This window comes from Silanimonas sp. (assembly GCF_027530345.1).
In the GTDB taxonomy this organism is placed as follows: Bacteria; Pseudomonadota; Gammaproteobacteria; order Xanthomonadales; family Xanthomonadaceae; genus Silanimonas.
In genome coordinates, this window is sequence record NZ_JAPZQK010000012.1 from 40254 (window position 1) to 61403 (window position 21150).

At 69.3% G+C, this 21150-nt stretch carries 19 protein-coding genes and 1 pseudogene; 9 read left to right on the plus strand and 11 right to left on the minus strand.

The window, feature by feature from the left end:
* Positions 1–14 precede the first annotated feature (14 nt).
* The 6 genes from O9255_RS07055 to O9255_RS07080 are packed head-to-tail and all read right to left on the minus strand — an operon-like array spanning position 15 to position 5638.
* Positions 15–1268 (minus strand): cysteine desulfurase, encoded by a 1254-nt coding sequence (locus tag O9255_RS07055; protein WP_297866152.1) that lies wholly within the window; start codon positions 1266–1268, stop codon positions 15–17.
* Positions 1265–2575 carry a Fe-S cluster assembly protein SufD gene (gene sufD / locus O9255_RS07060; RefSeq protein WP_297866153.1) on the minus strand — a complete coding sequence of 437 codons (1311 nt, stop codon included), beginning with the start codon at positions 2573–2575 and terminating at the stop codon, positions 1265–1267. The genes O9255_RS07055 and sufD overlap by 4 nt, the downstream gene beginning before the upstream one ends.
* Positions 2572–3336 (minus strand): Fe-S cluster assembly ATPase SufC, encoded by a 765-nt coding sequence (gene sufC, locus O9255_RS07065; protein WP_297866154.1) that lies wholly within the window; start codon positions 3334–3336, stop codon positions 2572–2574. Before sufC ends, sufD begins: the two co-directional genes overlap by 4 nt.
* Positions 3337–3340: 4 nt before the next feature.
* A complete protein-coding gene (locus O9255_RS07070) occupies positions 3341–3676 on the minus strand; it encodes a DUF3703 domain-containing protein (protein ID WP_297866155.1) in 336 nt (111 codons plus the stop codon).
* Between the two features lie 2 nt (positions 3677–3678).
* Positions 3679–5154: a Fe-S cluster assembly protein SufB gene (gene sufB / locus O9255_RS07075; RefSeq protein ID WP_297866156.1), complete on the minus strand. Its 1476-nt coding sequence runs from the start codon at positions 5152–5154 to the stop codon at positions 3679–3681.
* 22 nt (positions 5155–5176) lie between these two features.
* Positions 5177–5638, minus strand: a complete 462-nt coding sequence (locus O9255_RS07080; RefSeq protein ID WP_297866157.1) for an SUF system Fe-S cluster assembly regulator — start codon at positions 5636–5638, stop codon at positions 5177–5179.
* Positions 5639–5888: 250 nt separating this feature from the next.
* On the opposite strand from O9255_RS07080, the gene O9255_RS07085 reads away from it, so the two are divergent.
* The 3 genes from O9255_RS07085 (at position 5889) to O9255_RS07095 (ending at position 8321) form a co-directional block, all read left to right on the plus strand.
* Positions 5889–7463 carry an SDR family oxidoreductase gene (locus O9255_RS07085; protein ID WP_297866158.1) on the plus strand — a complete coding sequence of 525 codons (1575 nt, stop codon included), beginning with the start codon at positions 5889–5891 and terminating at the stop codon, positions 7461–7463.
* Between the two features lie 131 nt (positions 7464–7594).
* On the plus strand, positions 7595–7759 hold the full coding sequence (locus O9255_RS07090; RefSeq protein ID WP_297866159.1) for a hypothetical protein: 165 nt from the start codon (positions 7595–7597) through the stop codon (positions 7757–7759).
* A complete protein-coding gene (locus tag O9255_RS07095; RefSeq protein ID WP_297866160.1) occupies positions 7746–8321 on the plus strand; it encodes a hypothetical protein in 576 nt (191 codons plus the stop codon). Before O9255_RS07090 ends, O9255_RS07095 begins: the two co-directional genes overlap by 14 nt.
* A 9-nt stretch (positions 8322–8330) precedes the next feature.
* Here the strand turns inward: O9255_RS07095 and O9255_RS07100 are convergent, their stop codons facing one another.
* Entirely contained in the window at positions 8331–9350 is a 1020-nt protein-coding gene (locus O9255_RS07100) for a VIT1/CCC1 transporter family protein (RefSeq protein WP_297866161.1), read from the minus strand.
* Between the two features lie 62 nt (positions 9351–9412).
* Between O9255_RS07100 and O9255_RS07105 the strand changes: the two are divergent.
* Positions 9413–9874 (plus strand): annotated as a pseudogene (locus O9255_RS07105) (SET domain-containing protein-lysine N-methyltransferase); the annotation flags it as partial.
* A gap of 192 nt (positions 9875–10066) precedes the next feature.
* Positions 10067–12343, plus strand: a complete 2277-nt coding sequence (locus O9255_RS07110; RefSeq protein WP_297866162.1) for a DUF5916 domain-containing protein — start codon at positions 10067–10069, stop codon at positions 12341–12343.
* A 7-nt stretch (positions 12344–12350) separates the two neighbouring features.
* Here the strand turns inward: O9255_RS07110 and O9255_RS07115 are convergent, their stop codons facing one another.
* Positions 12351–12779: a DUF2784 family protein gene (locus tag O9255_RS07115; protein WP_297866163.1), complete on the minus strand. Its 429-nt coding sequence runs from the start codon at positions 12777–12779 to the stop codon at positions 12351–12353.
* 3 nt (positions 12780–12782) lie between these two features.
* Entirely contained in the window at positions 12783–14156 is a 1374-nt protein-coding gene (locus O9255_RS07120) for an amidohydrolase family protein (protein WP_297866164.1), read from the minus strand.
* A gap of 65 nt (positions 14157–14221) precedes the next feature.
* Between O9255_RS07120 and O9255_RS07125 the strand changes: the two genes are divergently transcribed.
* Entirely contained in the window at positions 14222–15700 is a 1479-nt protein-coding gene (locus tag O9255_RS07125) for a rhomboid family intramembrane serine protease (protein ID WP_297866165.1), read from the plus strand.
* Between the two features lie 10 nt (positions 15701–15710).
* On the opposite strand, the gene O9255_RS07130 is transcribed toward O9255_RS07125, so the two are convergent.
* The gene (locus tag O9255_RS07130) at positions 15711–16949 is read right to left on the minus strand and encodes a hypothetical protein (RefSeq protein WP_297866166.1); all 1239 of its coding nucleotides are present in this window, start codon (positions 16947–16949) and stop codon (positions 15711–15713) included.
* Positions 16950–17059: 110 nt separating this feature from the next.
* Positions 17060–19108, minus strand: coding sequence for an elongation factor G (gene fusA / locus O9255_RS07135; protein ID WP_297866167.1), 2049 nt, complete (start codon positions 19106–19108; stop codon positions 17060–17062).
* Between the two features lie 168 nt (positions 19109–19276).
* On the opposite strand from fusA, the gene O9255_RS07140 reads away from it, so the two are divergent.
* The 3 genes from O9255_RS07140 (at position 19277) to O9255_RS07150 (ending at position 21149) form a co-directional block, all read left to right on the plus strand.
* Positions 19277–19714 (plus strand): OsmC family protein, encoded by a 438-nt coding sequence (locus O9255_RS07140; protein ID WP_297866168.1) that lies wholly within the window; start codon positions 19277–19279, stop codon positions 19712–19714.
* Positions 19711–20415 (plus strand): alpha/beta fold hydrolase, encoded by a 705-nt coding sequence (locus O9255_RS07145; protein ID WP_297866169.1) that lies wholly within the window; start codon positions 19711–19713, stop codon positions 20413–20415. The genes O9255_RS07140 and O9255_RS07145 overlap by 4 nt, the downstream gene beginning before the upstream one ends.
* Positions 20416–20531: 116 nt before the next feature.
* Positions 20532–21149, plus strand: coding sequence for a glycine zipper 2TM domain-containing protein (locus O9255_RS07150; protein WP_297866170.1), 618 nt, complete (start codon positions 20532–20534; stop codon positions 21147–21149).
* Position 21150: the final 1 nt, after the last annotated feature.

The window sequence follows — 21150 nt, forward strand, 5'->3', positions numbered from 1 at the left end:
GCGTGGCGACGCGTTCAGAGCAGCAGCTGGCGCACTTTGTGGAGCGCGGCCACCAGCGCGTCGATCTCGGCTTCCGTGTTGTAGAACGCCAGCGAGGCGCGGCAGGTGGCGGAGACGCCGAACCAAGCCAACAGCGGGTGGGCGCAGTGCTGGCCGGAGCGCACGGCGATGCCTTCCAGATCGAGCAAGGTGGCGAGGTCGTGTGCGTGCGTGCCTTCGATGGCGAAGGAAATCACCGCGGCCTTCTCGCGGGCGGTGCCGAAAATGCGCAGGCCCGGCACGGTGGCGAGCGCTGCGTTCGCGTGGGCGAGCAAGTGCTGCTCGCGGGCCTCGATCGCGGCCATGCCGACGCCGTCCAGCCACGCCGCCGCCGCGCCCAGCCCGATGTGGCCGGCGATGTTGGGCGTGCCGGCTTCGAAGCGCATCGGCGGATCGTTGAACACCGTCCCTTCGAAGCGGACTTCCTTGATCATCTCGCCGCCGCCGAGGAAGGGCGGCATCTGCGCCAGCAGTTCGCGCCGGCCCCATAGGCCGCCGGTGCCGGTCGGGCCGCACATCTTGTGGCCGGTGAAGGCATAGAAGTCACAGCCCAGCGCCGCGATATCCACCGGGCGGTGCGGCACGGCCTGCGAGCCGTCGACGACCGTCACGATGCCGCGCTTGGCGGCCTCGCGGCAGATCTCGCGCACGGGATTCACCGTGCCGAGCACGTTGGACACGTGCGCGAAGGCGAGCAGCTTCACCTCGGGGGTGAGCAGGCGCCACAAGCCGTCGAGGTCGAGTTCGCCTTCGGGAGTGAGCTCGGCGACCTTGATCGTCGCGCCGGTGCGTTCGGCCACGAGCTGCCACGGCACGATGTTGGCGTGGTGCTCCATGCGCGTCAGCACGATGGCGTCGCCGGGCTTCAGCCGCGGCAGCGCCCACGAGTAGGCGGCGAGGTTCAGTGCGAAGGTCGTGCCGCTGCACAGCACCAGCTCGTCGCGGCGCACGTTGAGGAAGCGCGCCAGCGTGCTGCGCGCGCCTTCGTAGGCTTCGGTCGCCTCGCTGCCCAAGGCATGGACGGCCCGGCTGACGTTGGCGTTGTGGTGCGCGGTGAATTCGTTCACCGCATCGATGACCGCCTGCGGCTTCTGCCCGGTGTTGGCCGAGTCGAGATAGACCAGCGGCTTGCCATGGACCGTGCGTTCGAGCACCGGGAACTGCGCGCGGATGGCCGCCCAGTCGATGGCGGTCGTGGCCTCCCGCGGCGTGGGAGCGGGCGTGCTCATTCGCGGGCCGCTGCGGCGGAAGCGAGGCGGGCGTCGAGCGTGGCGGCCAGCGCGGCTTCCAGCGGCTCGTTCGCCAGCACGGCCAGTGGCTCGCGCAGGAAGGCGGCGGTCAGCATCGCCGTGGCCTCGGCCAGCGGCACGCCGCGGGAGCGCAGGTAGAACAGGGCGGTGTCGTCGAGGCGGCCCACGGTCGCGCCGTGCGCGGCCTGCACGTCGTCGGCGTGGATGACGAGCACCGGCTGGGTGTCGATCTCGGCGCCGTCGTCGAGCAGCAGGTTCTTGTTGGAGAGCGTGGCGTTGCTGCCATCCGCGCCTTCGGCGATCAGGATGCCGCCGTGGAACACCGCTCGGCCGCGTTGCGCGCCGAGGCCGCGCCAGGTGAGCTCGCAGCGTGTGTCGCGGGCGCGGTGCTCGATGCCGAGGCGGGTGTCGATGTGGCGGCGGCCGTCGGCCAGCAGCACGCCGTTCGCATCGAGCTGCGCGCCCTCGCCGGCGAGAACGACGTCGAGCTCGTGGCGCGACAGCGCGCCGCCGAGTTCGAGGTCGAGCCGACGGTAGTGCGCGTTCGCGCCGAGCATGGCTTGCGTGCGCTGGATCAGAGTCGCGCCATCCGATTCCTGCTGCACCCGGGCCTGCGTGAGCGCGGCGCCTTCGCCCAGTTCGACCTGCAGCACGGTGTTCAACAGGTGGCGATGCGCGCCAGCGCGGAGGTGGTGCTTGGCGACAGTGAGCGTCGCACCGGCGCCAAGCACGATGCGATGGCGCAGATGGAGGGCGCGATCCGCGCCGTCCTCCACGCCGATGACAACGAGGTGCAGCGGCGTGGCCACGCGAACGCCGGGCTCGACCTCGAGCACGAAGCCCTCGTCGGCGAGGGCACCGTTCCACTGCTGGAACGCGGCGTCGGTGGCCGCAGTGTCGGTGGTGAGCCAGCCCGCGGCCTCGGTCGGCGCGTCGCGCAGCACTTCGGACAGCAGGCGCACGCGCAGGCCTTCGGCCAGGCCATGCAGGTCGGAGAGGGCCGGGGCGTATCGGCCGTTGGCGATGACGAGGCGCGGCGCCGGAATGTCGGCGACCACCTTCAAATCGACATCGACGCGGGCCGCGGGGGGCTCGAAACGGCGCGCGGCGAGCGCGCGCAGCGCGGTGTACCTCCAGCGTTCCTGGCGCGTGGTCGGGACGCCGTGCGCGAGGGCGGCCTTGCGGGCAAGCGCGCGCGCCGGTGCAAGCGACGGGGTCGCTTCGGCCAGCGCGGCGGCCTGCGCGTCCAGCGCCTCGACCAGCGGGCTGGTCGCGGCCGTGCTCATGCCGAGGCTCCCGGCGCGATGCGGTCCTTCACCCAGCTGTAGCCGTGCTGTTCGAGTTCGAGCGCGAGCTCGGGGCCGCCGCTCTCGACGATGCGGCCGTCGGCCAGCACGTGCACCACGTCCGGCTTGATGTAGTCGAGCAGCCGCTGGTAGTGCGTGACCACGAGGAAGCTGCGCTCCGGCGAACGCATCAGGTTCACGCCTTCGGCCACCAGCTTCAGTGCGTCGATGTCGAGGCCCGAATCGGTCTCGTCGAGGATGGCCAGCGTCGGCTCCAGCACGGCGAGCTGGAAGATCTCGTTGCGTTTCTTCTCGCCGCCGGAGAAGCCGACGTTGACGGCGCGGTTCAGCAGCTCGTCCTTGATGTGCAGCACCGAGAGCTTCTGGCGCACCAGCTTCAGGAAGCCCATCGAGTCGATCTCGGGCTCGCCGCGGTACTTGCGCTGCGCGTTGAGCGCGGCGCGCAGGAAATAGGTGTTGTTCACGCCCGGGATCTCGACCGGGTACTGGAAGGCAAGGAACACGCCTTCGGCGGCGCGCTCCTCCGGCTCCAGCGCCAGCAGGTCCTTGCCCTGGTAGGTGACCGAGCCTTGGGTGACCTCGTAGCCCTCGCGGCCGGCGAGGATGTTGCCGAGCGTGCTCTTGCCGGCCCCGTTCGGGCCCATGATGGCGTGCACCTGGCCGGGCGCGACCTCGAGGCTCAGGCCCTTGAGGATTTCTCGGCCGCCGATGCGGACGTGGAGGTTGTCGATCTTGAGCATCGGATCAGTCCAGATAGGGCTTCAGGTCGGCCGGGATGGGCATGGGCCGGAGCGGGTTGACGTTGGCGCCGCCGGTATTCCCCGCGGGCACCCAGATGACGGTCTTGAGCAGGGCGGCGAGGCTGCGCACGACTTGGCCGCGGACTTCGCGCGCGTCGGCGCGCTTCCAGCCGTTGCGCAACATGCGGAGATGCGCCCTGGTGTGCGCCAGCGTGTGGCGCTGCCCGAGAATGTGGGCACGCTCGAGGTGATGGAAGGCCGTCTTCCAGGCCCCAGCAGCTTCGAGCGCGTCCGCTTCGGCGAGCTCGCGACGGTAGGCCTCGCGGAGGGCGGGCGCCATGTTCATCCCACCGCCCCTTCCAGGCTGACTTCCAGCAGCTTCTTGGCTTCCACGGCGAACTCCATAGGCAGCTCCTTGAAGACCTGCTTGCAGAAGCCGTCGACGATCAGGCTCACCGCGTCCTCCTCGCCGATGCCGCGGGCGCGGCAGTAGAACAGCTGGTCGTCGCTGATCTTCGAGGTGGTGGCCTCGTGCTCGACAGTGGCGCTGGCGTTCTTCACCTCGATGTACGGGAAGGTGTGCGCGCCGCAGCGCTTGCCGATCAGCAGCGAGTCGCACTGCGTGTAGTTGCGGGCGTTCGCAGCCGTCTTCTCGACTTTCACCAGGCCGCGGTAGGTGTTCTGGCCGCGACCGGCGCTGATGCCCTTGGAGACGATGGTGCTCTTGGTGTTCTTGCCGATGTGCACCATCTTGGTGCCGGTGTCGGCCTGCTGGCGGTGGTGGGTGAGCGCGACCGAGTAGAACTCGCCCACCGAGTCGTCGCCGAGCAGCACGCAGCTCGGGTACTTCCAGGTGATGGCCGAGCCGGTTTCCACCTGCGTCCAGCTGATCTTCGAGCGTGCGCCGCGGCATTCGCCGCGCTTGGTCACGAAGTTGTAGATGCCGCCCACGCCGTTCTCGTCGCCGGGGTACCAGTTCTGCACCGTCGAGTATTTGATCTCGGCGTCGTCCAGCGCCACCAGCTCGACCACGGCCGCGTGCAGCTGGTTCTCGTCGCGCATCGGCGCGGTGCAGCCTTCGAGGTAGGAGACGTAGGCCTTCTCCTCGCAGATGATCAGCGTGCGCTCGAACTGGCCAGTGTGGCCGGCATTGATGCGGAAGTAGGTGCTGAGCTCCATCGGGCAGCGGGTGTTCTTCGGGATGAACACGAAGCTGCCGTCGGAGAACACGGCCGAGTTCAGCGCGGCGAAGTAGTTGTCGCCGACCGGCACGACCGAGCCGAGGTACTGCTTCACCAGCTCGGGATACTCGTGCATCGCCTCGCTGATCGAGCAGAAGATCACGCCGGCCTTCTTCAGCTCGTCCTTGTACGTGGTGCCGACCGAGACCGAATCGAACACGGCATCGACGGCGATGCCGGCCAGGCGCGCGCGCTCATGCAGGGGCACGCCGAGCTTGTCGTAGGCCTCCAGCAGCTTCGGGTCGATCTCGTCCAGCGATTTCGGCGCGTTCTTCGGCGCAGCGAAATACGAGATGGCCTGGTAGTCGATCGGCGCGATGTTGAGTTTCGCCCACTCTGGCGGCGTCATCGTCAGCCAATGGCGGTAGGCCTTGAGGCGCCACTCGGTCATCCATTCCGGCTCGTTCTTCTTCGCCGAGATGGCGCGGACGACGTCCTCGCCCAGGCCGGCGGCGAAGGATTCCGTCTCGATGTCGGTGATGAAACCGGCGTCGTAGCGGCGGTTGAGGGCTTCCTCGACGCCGGCCTCGAGCGGGGTGCCGGAGGGCAGGAGGGTCTCGACGGTGGGTGTGGTCATGGTGGCTCTCCTCGGGGCGCGCTCAGGTCGACGGGACCAGGGCGGCCGGGATGGCTTTGGGGTTCTTCGGAACGGGGGCCAGCGCGGGCGCCAGCATGTCGGCCAGGGTGGTGCGGTTCAGTGCGTCGAGCAGCACGTCGTTGATGCGCTGCCAGCCCGCCCGGATACCGCAATGGGCCTCGATGCCGCAGTCGCCGTCGTGGACGCTGCAGGCGGTCATGCCCAGCGGGCCCTCCAGGGCCTCGACGATGTCGGCCAAGCGGATGTGCGCCGCCGGCCGTGCCAGCCGGTAGCCGCCGGCCGCGCCGCGGAAACTCTCGACCAGCCCGGCCTGCGCCAGCAGCTTCAGCACCTTGGCGACCGTGGCGGCCTCCACCCGCGAGCGCTCCGCCAGCTCGGCGGCGCTGTGCACGCGCTCGGCCTGCTCGGCGAGCACCGTGAGCACCACGGTGGCGTAGTCGGTGAGTTTGGTGACGCGGAGCATCGGGGCGGTCGCTCGCAGGGGCTGGCGGAAGGGCTGGCCGGAGCCCGGGCGGCCCCGGGCTGAATCAGGACCGGAATTGTACGGATTGACCCCGGCCCGCTCAATCGGCGGGGTGTGAAGGGAGCCACCAGCCGTGTGGCCGGGCCCGGTTCCGGAGACAATGAGCGCCAGCAGGCGGGGCATACCGACACGCCTTCGATCAGCGCTGACGCGCCTTCTCTTTGCGCAATCGCGCTTCACGGCCTACACCATGACCCAAACGCTTCACTCCTCGCCCGTTGACGAGGCTGCTTCCTTCCCTGATCGCGCCCGCACGGCCATTGAGCTGCTCGAGGCCGTTCGCGACGACCGCGCGCTTCTGGAGGCTTTGCCCGAGGCCGAGCGTGTTCGCCTGCTGCAGGCGGTGGCCTTGGTGCATCACCCGGAGCCGCGCGAACGCCGCAAGAAAAACAAGGAAGCGTTGCGGGAAGCCGCTCGCGAGAAGGCACGGAAGACCGAAGCTCTGCTCGATCAAACCGGCATCCGCACCTTGCGCAGCAAGCCGGTATTCACCACGCCGAACTACTTTCCGCCGCATCCTGCCGGCCAGCACGATCCGCGCAACAAGGCGGCCGAGCCGGTCTTGTTGGGCGAATCACCCGAGCTTCTGCACTGCTATGTGTGCAAGCAGAAGTACACGCTGGTGCATCACTTCTACGATCAACTTTGCCCGCCCTGCGCGGAGCTGAATTTCTTCAAGCGCACCGAGACCACGGATCTCCGTGGGCGCGTGGCGCTGCTCACCGGCGGTCGAGTGAAGATTGGCTACCAGGCCGGATTGAAGCTGCTTCGTGCCGGTGCCGACCTGATCGTGACCACGCGCTTCCCGCGGGATTCTGCGCAGCGCTACGCGCAGGAGCCGGATTTTGCGGAGTGGGGCCATCGGCTTGAAGTGTTCGGCCTCGACCTTCGCCACACGCCCAGCGTGGAAGCGTTCTGTGCCGAGTTGGTCGCGACCCGGCCGCGGCTCGATTTCATCATCAACAATGCCTGCCAGACGGTGCGCCGACCGCCAGCGTTCTATGCCCACATGATGGCCGGCGAAACGAAAGCCCTGCACGAGTTGCCGGAGCACATCCGCAAGCTGGTGGGCGGCTACGAAGGCTTGCGCGCGGCGGATCTGCTGCCGGGCGGCAGTCAGGCTCTGGTGGATGGCCCGAACTTGGCGACGCAGGCGGGCATTGCGCGTGCGGCCGAGCTTTCGCAGGTTCCGCTGCTGGCCGACGAGCTCCTGGGGCAGGCGCACCTGTTTCCGGAAGGCCGGGTCGACAAAGACCTGCAGCAGGTGGATTTGCGCGGCCGGAACTCGTGGCGTTTGCAGATGGATGAAGTGCCGGCCGTGGAACTGCTCGAAACACAGCTGGTCAACGCGGTTGCGCCGTTCATCATCAATGCGCGCCTGAAGACCCTGATGCTGCGCACGCCGGAGCGCGACAAGCACATCGTGAATGTGTCGGCGGTGGAGGGGCAGTTCTATCGCAACTTCAAGACCACCAAGCATCCGCATACGAACATGGCGAAGGCGGCGCTGAACATGATGACGCGCACGTCCGCCGCCGATTACCACGGTGACGGCATCCATATGAATGCGGTCGACACCGGATGGGTGACCGACGAGGACCCGATTGAAATCGCGGCACGCAAGACCATCGAAGAGCGCTTCCATCCGCCGCTCGACATCGTGGACGGCGCGGCGCGCATCGTGGATCCCATCATCGGCGGCATCAATAGCGGCCAGCACGTGTGGGGCCAGTTCTTGAAGGATTACGCCCCCACCGATTGGTGATCCTCTGGCGCCACTCGCCCAAGTGACACCCGTCACCCACAAGTCCTGACGGCCGTGGATGGGGCGCGGGTCGTGGCACGGGGAGACTGTCCCTACGCCCCCACGGTGGGGGCGGTGAGAGGAGAGCAGCCGTGGAATCGCGTGACCTGACCCGCATCGCCCTGATCGCCGCCGGCGCCTATGTGATCGGCCGGACCATCAAGGCCGCCAAGGGCTTCGGCTGGGCCAGCTTCGACTTCGCCTGGGTGGCGTACTGGACCGGCGGCTTCGGCTGGATGCGCCATGTCTTCTTCTGAGCGCAGCCTCGAAATCCAGCGCGCCGAGTTCGCGGCCGCGCGTGGGCTGGCCATGCCGCTGGCCGGCACGATCGCCTGGGCTGCCGTGGGCGTGGCCGGCCTGTTCCTCCCGGAGTCGACGATGCTGCTGGTGTTGGTGATCGCCACCGGGATGATCGCCTACCTCGGCATGGGCCTCTCCAAGCTCACCGGCGAGGATTTCCTCGACCGTTCGAAGCCGAAGAACGTGTTCCAGAACCTGTTCTTCGTCGGCATGGCGCAGGCGCTGCTGGCCTACGCCATCGCCATTCCCTTCGGCATCGTCGAGCCCAGCGCGATGCCGCTCGGCGTCGCCGTGCTCAGTGTGTCGATGTGGATGGTGTACAGCTGGATCATCGGCCACTGGATCGGCTACGCCCACGCGGTGGCCCGTGTCGTGGCCGTGCTGGGGCTGCACTACGCGCTACCGGACCATCGCTATGTGGCGATTCCTGCCGCCGTCGTCGTGCTCTATCTCGCGGTGATCGTGGTGCAGGAGCGGCGCTGGCGGATGAACCGCGGCGCGCGCCCCGTGGCCGCCTGAGGCAGCGCCTCAGCCGATCGCGCCACCGAGCAGGTGGCCGATCGCGAAGGTAAGGGCGCCCGCGCCGCCGCCGATGGCCAGCATCCGGAGGCCGCCGCCGAAAGCGTTGCGGCCGGAGAACAGGCTCATGGCCGCACCGGTGGCGAACAGGCCGGCGGCCGAGAGCCCACCACCGATGTAGGCCGCCGTCGGCAGTTCGGCGCCGAACAGGAAGGGCAGCAGGGGCAGGGTGGCGCCGACAGCGAAGGCGAGGAAGGACGAAATCGCTGCACCCCAGGGGGAGCCGAGGTCGTCGGGGTTCAGGCCCAGCTCCTCGCGCGCCAGCACGTCAAGCGCGTGCTCGGGGTTCGCGACCAGCTGGTCGGCCATGCGTCGCGCGTCCGCGGGATCGATGCCGCGGGCGGCGTAGATCAAAGCCAGCTCCTCGGCCTCCGCTTCCGGATACTCGGCGAGCTCCTCGCGTTCGAGGCCGATCTGGTATTCGAACAGTTCGCGCTGCGAGCGCACGGACACGTACTCGCCGGCTGCCATCGACAGCGCGCCGGCGAGCAGGCCGGCGACGCCGGCGGCCAGCACGGTCGCATCGCCGGAACCGGCACCCACCATGCCGAGGATCAGGCTGGCGTTGGAAACCAGGCCGTCGTTGATGCCGAACACGGCGGCCCGCAAGGAGCCGCCACCCGGCCCGCGATGGCGGTGGCCGATGTCTTCCACGCGGGTGTGCGTCGCATGGCCGGCCGGTGCGGCGTCGTAGGCCGAGAGCCCACGCACCTTCAGGGCGCGAAGCAGGGGTAGCAGCCGACGCGGTGGCACGCGACGCAGGAGGGCGGCGGCCAGCTTGGCCCGGGGTGTCGGGGCGAATGTGGGCAAGGCGGGCGCCAGCGCCGCCCAGCGCTGGGCCTGCTGCTCGGCCGTTCCGGCCAGGCGCTCGAACAACGCGGCCATGCGCGCATCGCGCTCGGCGAGGGCGATGCGCCGGTAGAGCCAAGCCGACTGCATCTCCTCGTGCCAACTCTCGACGGCGGACATGGGCTGTTCCTGCGCTCTGGACACGGCCAGAATAGGCCTCTTTCCGCCACGCGCCTTGACCCATGCCAAAGAAAATCGAACGCCGCCAGTCGTCCATCCACGGCAACGGCGTGTTCGCCACCGAGGCCATCGCCAAGGGCGAGCGCGTGGTGCGCTACAAGGGCGAAGTGCGCGCCCATGCCGACGTCGATGCCGATTACGCCGGCCACGACGAGACCGGCCACACGTTCCTTTTCAGCCTCAACGACGAGTTCGTGATCGACGCGAACATCGACGGCAACATCGCGCGCTGGATCAACCACAGCTGCGCGCCGAACTGCGAGGCCGTGCAGGAAGAGAACGCCAAGGGCAAGAAGCACAAGGACAAGGTCTTCATCCACGCCCTGCGCGACATCGCTGCGGGCGAGGAGCTGAGCTACAACTACGGCATCGTGCTCGACGAGCCCTACACCCCGGCGTTGAAGAAGCTCTGGGAATGCCGCTGCGGCTCGGCCAAGTGCACCGGCACCATGCTGCAGCCCAAGGACGAGCCGAAGCCGAAGAAATCGCGCAAGAAGGTCGAGCCGTCGAAGCCGGCACCGGCCAGGCGCTCGAAGAAGGCCGCGGCTGCGAAGTGAATCGCCGCTGACCCTGCCCCGGGGCAGGGTGACTTCCGGGTGACGCGTGCGCCCGATCGACGGTTCAGGCTGGCGGCCGTTGCTCGCCCCGAGGCCGCCATGCGTCCAGTGTTCCCTCCCTCGCCGACGCGCCTCGGACTCGCCCTGCTCGCCGCCCTGTCCGCGCAGGGCCTCGCTGCAAGGACGGCGATCACGCTCGACGGCCGCATCGATTCCGCCGAGTGGGCGGACGCCCGGCACATCACCGATTTCCGCGGGGTGCAGCCGCTCACCCGCGAGCCGGCGTCGCTGGGCACCGAGGCTTGGGTGAAATCGACCCCCGACGGCCTCGCCATCGCCTTCCGCAACCACCAGCCCGCCGGCGTGCCTCGGCTCGCGCCGCGCGGCGGCCGTGACAACGTGCCGCCGGCGGACCGCGTCAACGTCTACGTCGATTTCGACGGCGACGGCCGCAGCGGCTACAACTTCGTGGTGACGATGGCCGGCGACATCGGCGACACCACGATCGCCAACGAGAACCAGTTCAACGACGACTGGGACGGCGATTGGCAGCAGGCCACCTCGGAGGACGCCGAGGGCTGGTCGGCCGAGGTGCTGATCCCGTGGCACGTCGCGCCGATGGCGCAGGCGAAGGACGGCCAACGCACGATCGGCCTCTCGCTGGACCGCGTCATCGGCCACAGCAATGCGCGCTATGGCTGGCCAACGGTGAGCTGGAACGAGCCGCGCTTCCTGTCGGTGCTGGAGAAGATCGAGGTGCCCGCCTTCGAGCAGTCGCTGCTCGCCGTCACCCCCTACGTCTCGGGCCTGCAGGACCAGGTGGACGGCCGCTTCCGCAGCGCCGCCGGTGCCGACCTGTTCTGGAAGCCGAACGGTCGCTTCCAGCTCTCGGCCACGCTCAATCCCGATTTCGGCCAGGTCGAGAGCGACGAACTGGTGGTGAACTTCGGCGCGACCGAGGTGTTCTTCAACGACAAGCGGCCGTTCTTCACCGAGAACCAGGCCTACTTCGACGTCGGCTTCGGCGGCCTGAACAACGCCAACCGGCTGCTCTACACCCGTCGCGTCGGCGCTGGCGCCGACGATGGCCGCGGTGCCGGCGACGTGACCGGCGCGGTGAAGCTCAACGGCAGTGCCGGGCGCATCGGCTACGGCCTGTTCGCGGCGACCGAGGACGGCCCGGCGGGGCGCGATTTCGTCGCGGCGCGCGCCAGCACGGCCGGCGAGGGCTGGACGAGCGGCGCGATGCTGACCGAAGTGAAGCGCCCCTTCCTCGACCGCGTGGCGCGTGTTGCGTCCTTCGACCAGGTCTGGACGCCGCATGACGGCCTGACCGTGCGCGGCGGGCTCGCGGCCTCCGACATCGAGGATCCCACCCGCGGCGGCCGCGACAGCGGCGGCCAGCTGCGCATCGACCACGAACTCGGGCAGGGCTGGCGCCAGCAGCTTTATGCGCTGCACCTCGGCAAGAACCTGCAGCTCAACGATTTCGGCTTCCTCGAGCGCAACAACTTCAACTACGTGCGCTACGAGGTCGCGAAGCGCGAGGCCGATCTTCCCGAGGACAGCCGGTTCGCCTCGCACCAGACGCGCTACGCCGCCTCCAGCCGCTACAACGATCGCGGCCTGCGCCTCTTCAACACGGTGGCCATCAACCAGTACAGCGAGTACCGCGACGGCGGCAACCGGCTGTGGGACGTATTCGTGACCGGCCCGCTCAACGACGACCTCGTCCTGCGCGGCAACGGCCACGTGCGTTTGCCCCGGCGCGTCGGGATCTTCGCGGAGCGCTACTGGGCGCGTGCGCCCGAGGGACGCTTCGAGCACTACGGCAAGCTGCGCAGCGTCAACGAGGGCTTCGACGGCGGCAGCAGGCGGCTTGTCGAACTTCTCGGCGAAACGACGTACCACGCCAACGAGCGCCTGCGCTTCACGGCCAGCCTGCAGCTCATCGAGAACCCGGACTGGGTGATCTGGCGCGGTGGCAACGCGTTGGGTCAGTTTGCCGGTCAGCAGGCTTTCCTCTCGGCCGGCACCACCTGGCAGATCGATGCGAAGCAGGAACTGCGCGTGCGCCTCGAGGCCATCGGCCTCGATGCCGAGGCCCGTGCGCTGTGGCGCGTGGCCCCGGGCGGCGTCGCAAGCCGCACCGCCGAGCCGCTCGATGATTTCGCGCTGCGCAACTTGGGCTTCCAGGTGCGCTACCGCTACCAGATCGCGCCGCTTTCCGACCTCTACATCGCCTACGTGCGCGGCGGTTCGCTGTTCCAGGAATCGCAGGACGGTTTCAGCCTCGGCGACGAGTTCGGCAACGCCTTCAACCTGTGCGACTCGGAACAGCTACTCGTCAAGCTGAGTTATCGCTTCACGATCTGAGGCGGCGTCAGCGCCGGCCTTGCCGATTCGGTGGCACGAGCCACCACAGCGCCAGCGACAACGCGGCCCAGCCGAGGTAGACCGGGATCAGCACCGCCAGCGGCACGTCGACATAGAGTGCCTCGGCGAGCAGGGTTTCGATGAAGCCCCCACCGCTGCCGTGCTGGCCGGCGCCGCGGCGCAGCTCGGCCTCCCAGACGGTGAGGAAACACAGGTCGCCGAGCGCGGCCTGCAGGGCGACCACCGCCATGCCGCCAAGGTGCAGCAGGCGCAGCCCGCGATGCCGCACCCAGCGCCAGTCGCGCCACGCGCCGGCGAGGATCGCCGGCGGCATCACGACATTGAAGGCGACGATCGCCAGGTGCAGCGCAAGGATCGCGTCGGCCAGCGCGAGCGCCGTGGTCGGCGGCAGGGTGGCGATTCCGAGCCCGCCCACCGTTCAATCCTTGACGACCCGGCCCGCGGCCATGACGAAGCGGATGCGGTCGCGCTGAAGCGCGCCAAGATCCTCCATCGGGTTGCCCCCGACGCCGATGATGTCCGCGGCAAATCCCGGCGCAAGGCGCCCCACCTCGTTTTCGAGGCCCAGCAGCTCGGCCGCGGTGCGCGTGGCCGAGACGACGACCTCCTTCGAGCTCATGCCGCCGTACTGCACCATGAGGGGCATCTCCTCGGCATTGCGGCCGTGCTCGGAGACGCCGGAATCCGTGCCGTAGGCGATGGGCAGGCCGGCCTGGCGAGCAGCGGCGATGTTCTTGCCGGTGGCTTCGAGGCGAACGCGGATCTTCGCCGCGACGACGGCCGTGTAGAGGCCCTTCGGCAGGTTCTCGCGATAGGCGATGGTCGGCGACAAAGTCGGCACAAGGTAGGTGCCGCTGGCCTTCATCGCGCGGATGCCAGCCTCGTCCACGTAGGTGCCGTGCTCGATGGAATCGACGCCCGCGCGCGCCGCGGCAGCCACGCCCTCGGCGCCATGCGCGTGCGAGGCCACCTTCAGGCCCAGCTGGTGCGCGGTATCGACGATCGCCTTCATCTCGGTATCGGTGAAGTGCTGGCCGAGCCCGCGGTTCTGCTGCGAGAGCACGCCACCGGTGGCCGCGAACTTGATGACGTCGGCCCCGGCGCGCGACAGGGTGCGCACCACTTCGGCGCACTGCTCGGGGCCGGTGCAGGTGTTGCCGCCGTCCATCGCCCGCGTCACTTCGGGGCGGAAGCCCGTGAGGTCGCCGTGGCCGCCGATGATCGAGACCATGCGGCCGGCGGAAAGAACGCGCGGGCCCGGCACGTCACCGTCGCGGATGGCGTCGCGCAGGGCGTAACCGGCGCCGCCAGGCGCGCCGAGGTCGCGCACCGTGGTGAAGCCGGCCTGCACGGTGCGCAGCGCATTGCGCACGCCCGTGATCGCCGCGCGTTCGTCGGTTTCGACGACGGCTTGCCAGAAGGGCTCGGCCGGGTTGCCGGTGAGGTGCACGTGGCTGTCGATCAAGCCGGGCATCAGCAGGGTGTTGGCATCGAACGACTGTTTGTGGGCCACGCGTGCATCCAGACCGTCCGGCAGCGTCGTGGGCAGGCCCTCGATCACGCGGACGATCCGATCGCCCTCGATCACGATCGTCGCCGGCGCGATCCGGCCGTCGACCGGGTCCAGCAGGACGCGCTGGCTCTGGAGCACCCGCAGCGTGGGCGCGTTCGGCCCGGATTCCGTTGGAGTGGCCGGCGTCTGTGCAGCGATGCCGTTCGATAGAACCATCGCCAGGGCCGCAGCGATCGGCAGGACGTTGCGGGCGCGAGGGCGCAGCGGGACGGTTCGCATCGGGTCGGTTCCAGTCGGAGGTCGACGCCGAGCATACTGGCGTCTCCACCTCATGGATGAAGGCGATGCTGATCCTGCCGATGCACCATCGCGTCGAGGCCCGCCACCTCCCGTGGATGAGCCTGCTGATCGCCCTGGTCTGCGTGTTCATCCACCTCGGTCCCCAGCAGCGCGACGCAGAGCGGCTCGCCCGCGCGCAGGCGCAGTACGCGGACGCCGGGCTCGCGGCCCTCGAGGCGCCGCTCTACGACGCCTATGCCGATGCGCATCCGGAGGCTCTGGTGAATGCCGTCGACGGGGACGGCGACCGGGAAGCGGAGGGGTGGTTGATGCAGGCCGACCGTGGCTTCCGTGCGGCCCTGCTGGCGGGCGAGGGTTTCGACGATGTGGCGGCGCATGCCGAGTGGATGCAGCGTTCGGCCCCCTTCCGCCAGACCATGGCGACCCTGTTCGATGCGCGTTTCGCGATTCCCTCCGACGCCCCCACCACGTGGCAGGCGCTCACCAGCAGCTTCTTGCATGGCGATCTGGGTCACCTGTTCGGCAACCTGCTGTTCCTGCTGGTCCTCGGCCTGCTGGTTGAGCGTGCGCTGGGCCCCGGTCTTTACCTCGGCCTTTACCTGCTGTCCAGCATCGGTGCCGCCTGGACATGGGCGCTGGCCTACGTTGGCCCGCCGACCTACTCGCTGGGTGCGTCGGGCGGCATCGCCGGCCTGATGGGGGCGCTGTGCGTGCTCTGGGGCATGCGGCGGATCCGGTTCTTCTACTGGTTCTTCGTTGTCTTCGACTATGTGCGTGCACCGGCTCTTTGGCTGCTACCGGCATGGTTGGGCTGGGAGCTGTTCCAGTGGGCCACCGACGAAGGCGGCAACGTCGCCTACCAGGCTCATGCAGGGGGCATCGTGGCCGGTGCCCTGCTGGCGCTCGGCATCAAGGCGCTGCGCTGGGACCGCCCGGACTCCTACGACGACCCGGTCGACGATCGTTTCGACCCTGCCGTGGCACTGGGCGACGCCCAGGCGGCGCTTGGCCGTCTCGATTTCGCCGGTGTCGAACGTGCGTTGGCGCCTCTCTTCGCCCAGATGCCAGTGCCCGTTGACGCCCGAGTGCTTGCCCTGCGCGCGGCGCAAATGCGCTCTGCCCCCGACGGTGCCGCGCGGGGCGGCCGCGTCGCCGCCGCCGAACAGGCTTCCGCCCTTCTGCGGGAATCGCGGGCGGCGGATCGAACGAAGGCGCTCGATGCGCTGGCCGCGTGGCGTCACGCCGGCGGGCGATGGCGCCCGCAGGACGCCCTCGCGCATGCCCGCCTGCTGATCGGGGCAGGTCGCGTCGGCGAGGCAGCCGCGGTGCTGGCCGACGCCGCGGCAAGCGAAGAGGGCCGCGGGCCCCTGCCGGAGGGCTGGGCGGCGGACTGGTTGCGGCTCGGGTTCGACCTTCGACGCGACGGCGACGAGGCCGCCGCCCGGGTGATGTTCGCCGCGCTGTCGGCGGCCCTGCCCGGGACGCCGGAAGCCGCGAAGGCCAGCGCGCAACCGACGCCCTGAGGGGGGGGGGCTAGAGCCCGAGCGCCGCCCGCTGCGCCCCCAGCCGACGGCGCAGTTCGTCGTCGGCGGTCAGCGATTCAGCGTCGGACAGCCACTGTTTCGCCCGGCCAGGGTCTTCGCCGCGGCGCAGCGTCAGGTCGCTGGCCTGCAGTGCCCAATGCGGCAGCCGCACGTGGCGCGGGTGCGCGTCGATCAGTCCCTTCAGCATGGCCAGCGCGAGATCGGTTTGGCCGCCGTGCAGGGCCGTCTGCGCCAAGCGCTCGGCGTCCTCCAGTTCGAACGGGGAGAAGGTTGGGTCGAGCTGCAGGCTTTCCCGGATCAGTGCGAGTGCCTTGCGATCCTGTTTGGCGACAATCAGGGCCTGCAGCATCAGCTTGGCGTGGTCGAGCAGTGCCTTGCGGTCGCCCTTCAGCTTCAGCGCGCGCCGGTACAGCTCGTGCACAGGCAGGTCGACGGCACGGTCGCGGATCTCGTCGCGCAGGTGCGACAGCGCCACGTCGACTTCGCCCGATGCGATCAGGGCCTCCACACGGGCCAACAGCTCGCTGTCACGGGTCTTCGGCAGCTCGCCCGGGGTCAGCGGCCCTTCCGGCGTGAAGTTGAGCGTCTCGTGGTACTGCCAAACCAGGTAGCCCATCAGGTGGAACGTGGCGAAGAGCGCCCAGAGCGAGAACAGGGTGCCGGTGGCGTTGGCGAGAAGGCCGGGAAGCGCGCGGGCCAACAGTGCATCGGCGTTCGCCGCACTGTATTGGATGACCAGCGAAAGGCCGACGACAGCGAGGTAGGGCCAGCCGATGCGCGAGGCGATTCGCCACAGGTAATCGGGGTTCAGCGCGACGCGCAGGCTTTCGCTGATGGCGAGGCCGATTGTTGCGGCGGGCAGGAGGACGCCCATCATCAACAGGGCGAGCAGCCCCACGAGCGGGCCGAGGAGAAGGCCGAGCAGGAGCGGAACAAGCAGCGCCGTCAGCTGGAGCAACACGTAGCGGATGACCGTGCCATTGCCAATGTCGAAGTTGACGACGGGGGCGTCCATCCGGCCGTTGGCTGTCGCCAGCAGCATCTCGAAGGCCTGTTTCAGCGCGCCCAGCCAAAGCAGGCCGGCGAGCAGCCAGCCGATGAACGGCGCGAGGGAAGCGAACGTGATGAGGAATGTGAAGACGAGCAGAGAGGCGAGCGTCACACCTTTCAGCGGGTAGAGCGCGAAGGCAGGCAGACGGTTCCAGAACGGAACGATGCGATCAGACATGGGGGGCTTCAGGGGGGGGGCGAAACGGCAAGTCTAGGCAGCCCGCGCCATGGCCCCTCCGGTCGGGACGGTCAATGTGTGTGAATCGTGAATTCAGCTGCGTGCCCGATTCAGTCCTCCTCGGCCCGCGGCTTCCAGCAGGCGGCCAGCTTCGCCTGCAGTGGCGCCGGCGCAGGCTCGTAATGGCTGAACTCGATGTCGTAGCGCCCACGGCCGGCCGTCAGCGACTTCAATTCCGCGGGAAAGCCGTCGAGCTCGGCCATCGGAAGATGCGCGCGGATCATCATTTCGCCGCCGCGTCCGCCGTCGCTGCCGTGGATGCGCGCGCGCTTCGAGGAGAGCGCACCGGTGAGGTCGCCCATGGCCTGTTCCGGGGCGGTCACGGTGAGTTCGACGATGGGCTCCAGTAACTGCGGTCCGGCCTGTGCGACGGCATGAAGGAAGGCCTTGCGCCCCGCACTGACGAAGGCGACCTCCTTGCTGTCGACGCTGTGGTGCTTGCCGTCGTGGACCACCACACGCAGGTCCTGCAGCGGGAAGCCGGCCACCACGCCCTGCGCCAGCGCCTGCCGCACGCCTTTCTCGACGGCGGGAATGAATTGGCCCGGGATCGTGCCGCCCTTCACCGCGTTGACGAACTCGAAGCCCATCCCGCGCTCCAGCGGCTCGACGCGCAGCGCCACCTCGCCGAACTGGCCGGCACCGCCGGTCTGCTTCTTGTGCCGGTGGTGGCCTTCGGCGCTGCGGCTGATGGTCTCGCGGAAGGCGACCCGCGGCGGCCGCGTCACCACGTCGACCTGGAAGCGCTCCTTCAACCGCTGCAGCTCGATCTTCAGGTGCAGGTCGGAGAGCCCGCGGATCACCGTCTCGTGGGTGTCATGCGCATGCTCGACGTGGAAGCACGGGTCCTCCTCGGCCAGCTTGGCCAAAGCGATGGCCAGCTTCTGCTCTTGTCCGCGGGTGGCGGCCTCGATGGCGAGGCCGAACATCGGCTTCGGGAAGGGCAGGGCGGCGAGGTGGATCTCGTCCTCGTCGTGTGAATCGTGCAGCACGGCGTCGAAATGCAGCTCGTCTAGCTTGGCGACGGCCGCGATGTCGCCCGGGATCGCCTCATGGACCTCCTGACGCTCCGCCCCGTGCAGCTTGAACAAATGCCCGATGCGCACCGGCTTGCGGCCGTCGTCGACGAAGAGCTGGGCGTCGCGCTTCAGCGTGCCCTGGAATACACGGAACACCGCGAGTTTCCCGGCGAAGGGGTCGTGCAGGATCTGGAACACGTCGGCGATGACATGGGCCGTCGGCTCGGGCGTCGCCAGCAACGGCGCCGCCGCCTCGCCGTGACCGCGCACGAAGGGCGGCGGATTCGCTTCGCCCGGATGCGGGAACAGCTGCTCGGCCAGCGCGAGGAATTCGCCCACGCCCGCACCGCTGCGCGCCGAAGTGAAGCACACCGGGATCAGGTGCCCTTCGCGCAGGCACTGCTCGAAGGCGTCGTGCAGCTCCTGCCCGGAGAGGCCCTCCTCGCCGTCCTCGAGGTAGTGGCCCATCACCGTCTCGTTGATCTCCACCACCTGGTCGACCATCCGCTGGTGCCAATCGGCCACCGGCCCGAAGTCCGAGTCGCCCTCGCGCTGCCGGAAGCAATCGACCACACGCCTGCCGCCGTCGGCCGGCAGGTTGATCGGCAGGCATTCGGTGCCGAAGGCCTCGCGCAACTCGTCGAGCAGCCTTCGTAGGTCGGCGCCTTCCGCATCGATCTTGTTCACCACCAGCACGCGGCAGAGGTTGCGCGACTGCGCGTAATCCATCATGCGCCGCGTGCCGTAGTCCACGCCCTGCGCCGCTGAGACGACGATGCAGGCCGTTTCGACGGCGGCCAGTGCGGTGAGTGCCGGGCCGCGGAAATCCGCCATGCCGGGCGTATCGAGCAGGTTCAGGTGCAGGCCGTCGTGGTCGGCATGGCTGATGGCCAGCCCCATCGAGTGGCCGCGCTGCTTCTCGATCGGATCGAAATCGCTCACCGTCGTGCCGCGTTCGAGGCTGCCTGCCGAGGCGATGCGCCCGGCGCGGGCGAGGACGGCCTCGAAGAGCGTGGTTTTCCCGCTGCCCGGAGGCCCGATGAAGGCGAGGTTGCGGATCTGCGCGGTGCTGTACCCCATGAGCCGGCTCCTGCGAAGGAAAGCGACGGGAAAAGCGAAGCGCGGCGCGGCGGTCGAGCCGTGCGCGGAGACCCACCTTCCGCCCGCCGAAGGGCAGCGTCAAGCAAGGCGTTTGCGGCAGGGCGGGCGTAGACTCCGGGGCTTGTCACCACCCCGAGGAATGCCGCCATGGCCACGCTGCCCCGCACCGCCACCGCCTTCTGGGAAGGCGCCCTCAAGACCGGACGCGGCGGCATCAGCACGCCGCAGAGCGGCGTGTTCGCCGACCAGCGCTTCGGCTTCGGCACGCGCTTCGGCGACGAGAAGGGAACGAATCCCGAAGAGCTCATTGCCGCCGCGCACGCCGGCTGCTACTCGATGGCGCTCGGCTTCATGTTGGAAACCGCCGGGCACGTCGTCACGCGCATCGACACCGAAGCGAAGCTCGCGCTGTCGGTCGGCGAAGCCAGCGGTCCGGCCATCACCGGGATCGCGCTGACGGTGCGCGCCACCGTGCCCGGCCTCGACGCGGCGACCTTCGCCGAGTTCGCCAACAACGCCAAGGCCAACTGCGTGGTGTCGAAGGCGCTATCCGTGCCGATCACCCTGGACGCCGCGCTGCGTTGAGCCCGCGCGCGCTGTTCCTGCACGGCGCCGGTGCCTGGGGCGGCCAATGGGCGATTTGGCGACGCCTGTTCGAAGCCGAGGGCTGGCAAGTTGATGCGCCGGATTTCGAGCCGGCCGCCGGAGGCCTCGCGGCGACGCGACTTGACGATTACGTGGCGCAGGCGGTCGATGCGGTGGAGGCGGCGCCCGTCGATGTCCTGGTGGGTGCCAGCCTCGGTGGACTGTTGGCCGTCGCGGCAATGGCGCGCGTGGCGACGGTATCGCGACCTCGAGCCCTCGTCCTCGTGAATCCCTTGCCGCCCTCGCCCTGGGCTGCCGCCGTTCCGTCCGTCGACGCGTTCGGCGATGTTGTCCCTTGGCGATCGCAGGGCCGGTTCGCCAGCACGCAACGCGCCCTGCCCGAGGCGGGCTTCGCCGAACAGCAGCAGGCGTTCCGGCATTGGCGCGACGAGAGTGCGGCGGTGCTGCGTGAAGCGCACGCCGGCCTGCTGCTGCCTGATGCCGGTGTCCCCACGCTGGTCATCGCCAGCGACACCGATGACGACGTCCCGCCCGCGGCGTCGACCGCTTACGCGAACGCCATCGGCGCCAGCCTGTGCCGCGTGCCCGGCGGGCACGTCGCGCCGGTGATGGGGGCCTCCGCGGTGCGGTCTGCGCAGGCCGCCCTGGCCTGGCTGGCGCCTGTGCTGTCGCTGCCTTGAACGCCGGCTTTCGGCCCGCTGAACGCGCCGTCGCCTTGCCGTCCGATTAAGCCTGCGTTGACCCGCGCGGCCCGAGTCTCTCCTTGCGCCGCACTCCCGCGGCCCGGAGAGACTCGATGATCCGCCGCACCGCCCTCGTAGCCGCCCTTGCCCTCGTCGCCGGCACCGCTTCGGCGCAGTACTACGACAGCCGCTACGACTCGGGTTATCGCGGCGACAACGGCCCGCGCTGGGACACCGCGCGCGTGGTGAACGTCGATCCGATCCTCGCCCCGGGCGAGCCCAGCTACCGCCAGCAGTGCTGGCAGGAGCCGGTGCGCTACGTCAGCCGCGAGCGCGGCTACGGCTACGACGATCGCCGCTACGCGCGCCAGGGCGGCCCGGGCTCGGCCACCAACACCGTGCTGGGCGGCATCGTCGGCGCGGCCATCGGCCGCCAGTTCGGCGACGGCGACGGCCGCCGTGCGGCGACCGTGGCCGGTGCGCTGCTGGGTGGTGCCATCGCCAATGACCGCAGCCGCCAGCGCTACGACGACGGCTACGGCCGCAGCTACGAGCGCGAGACCGTGCGCTACGAGCAGCGCTGCCAGACGGTGTCGGACGGCCGCAGCGAGGACCGCGTGGTCGGCTACCGCGTCGCCTACGACTACAACGGCCACGTCTACACGACGGAAACGCCCTACCACCCCGGCGATTCGATCCGCGTCCGCGTGGACGTGGTGCCGGAGACCTGAG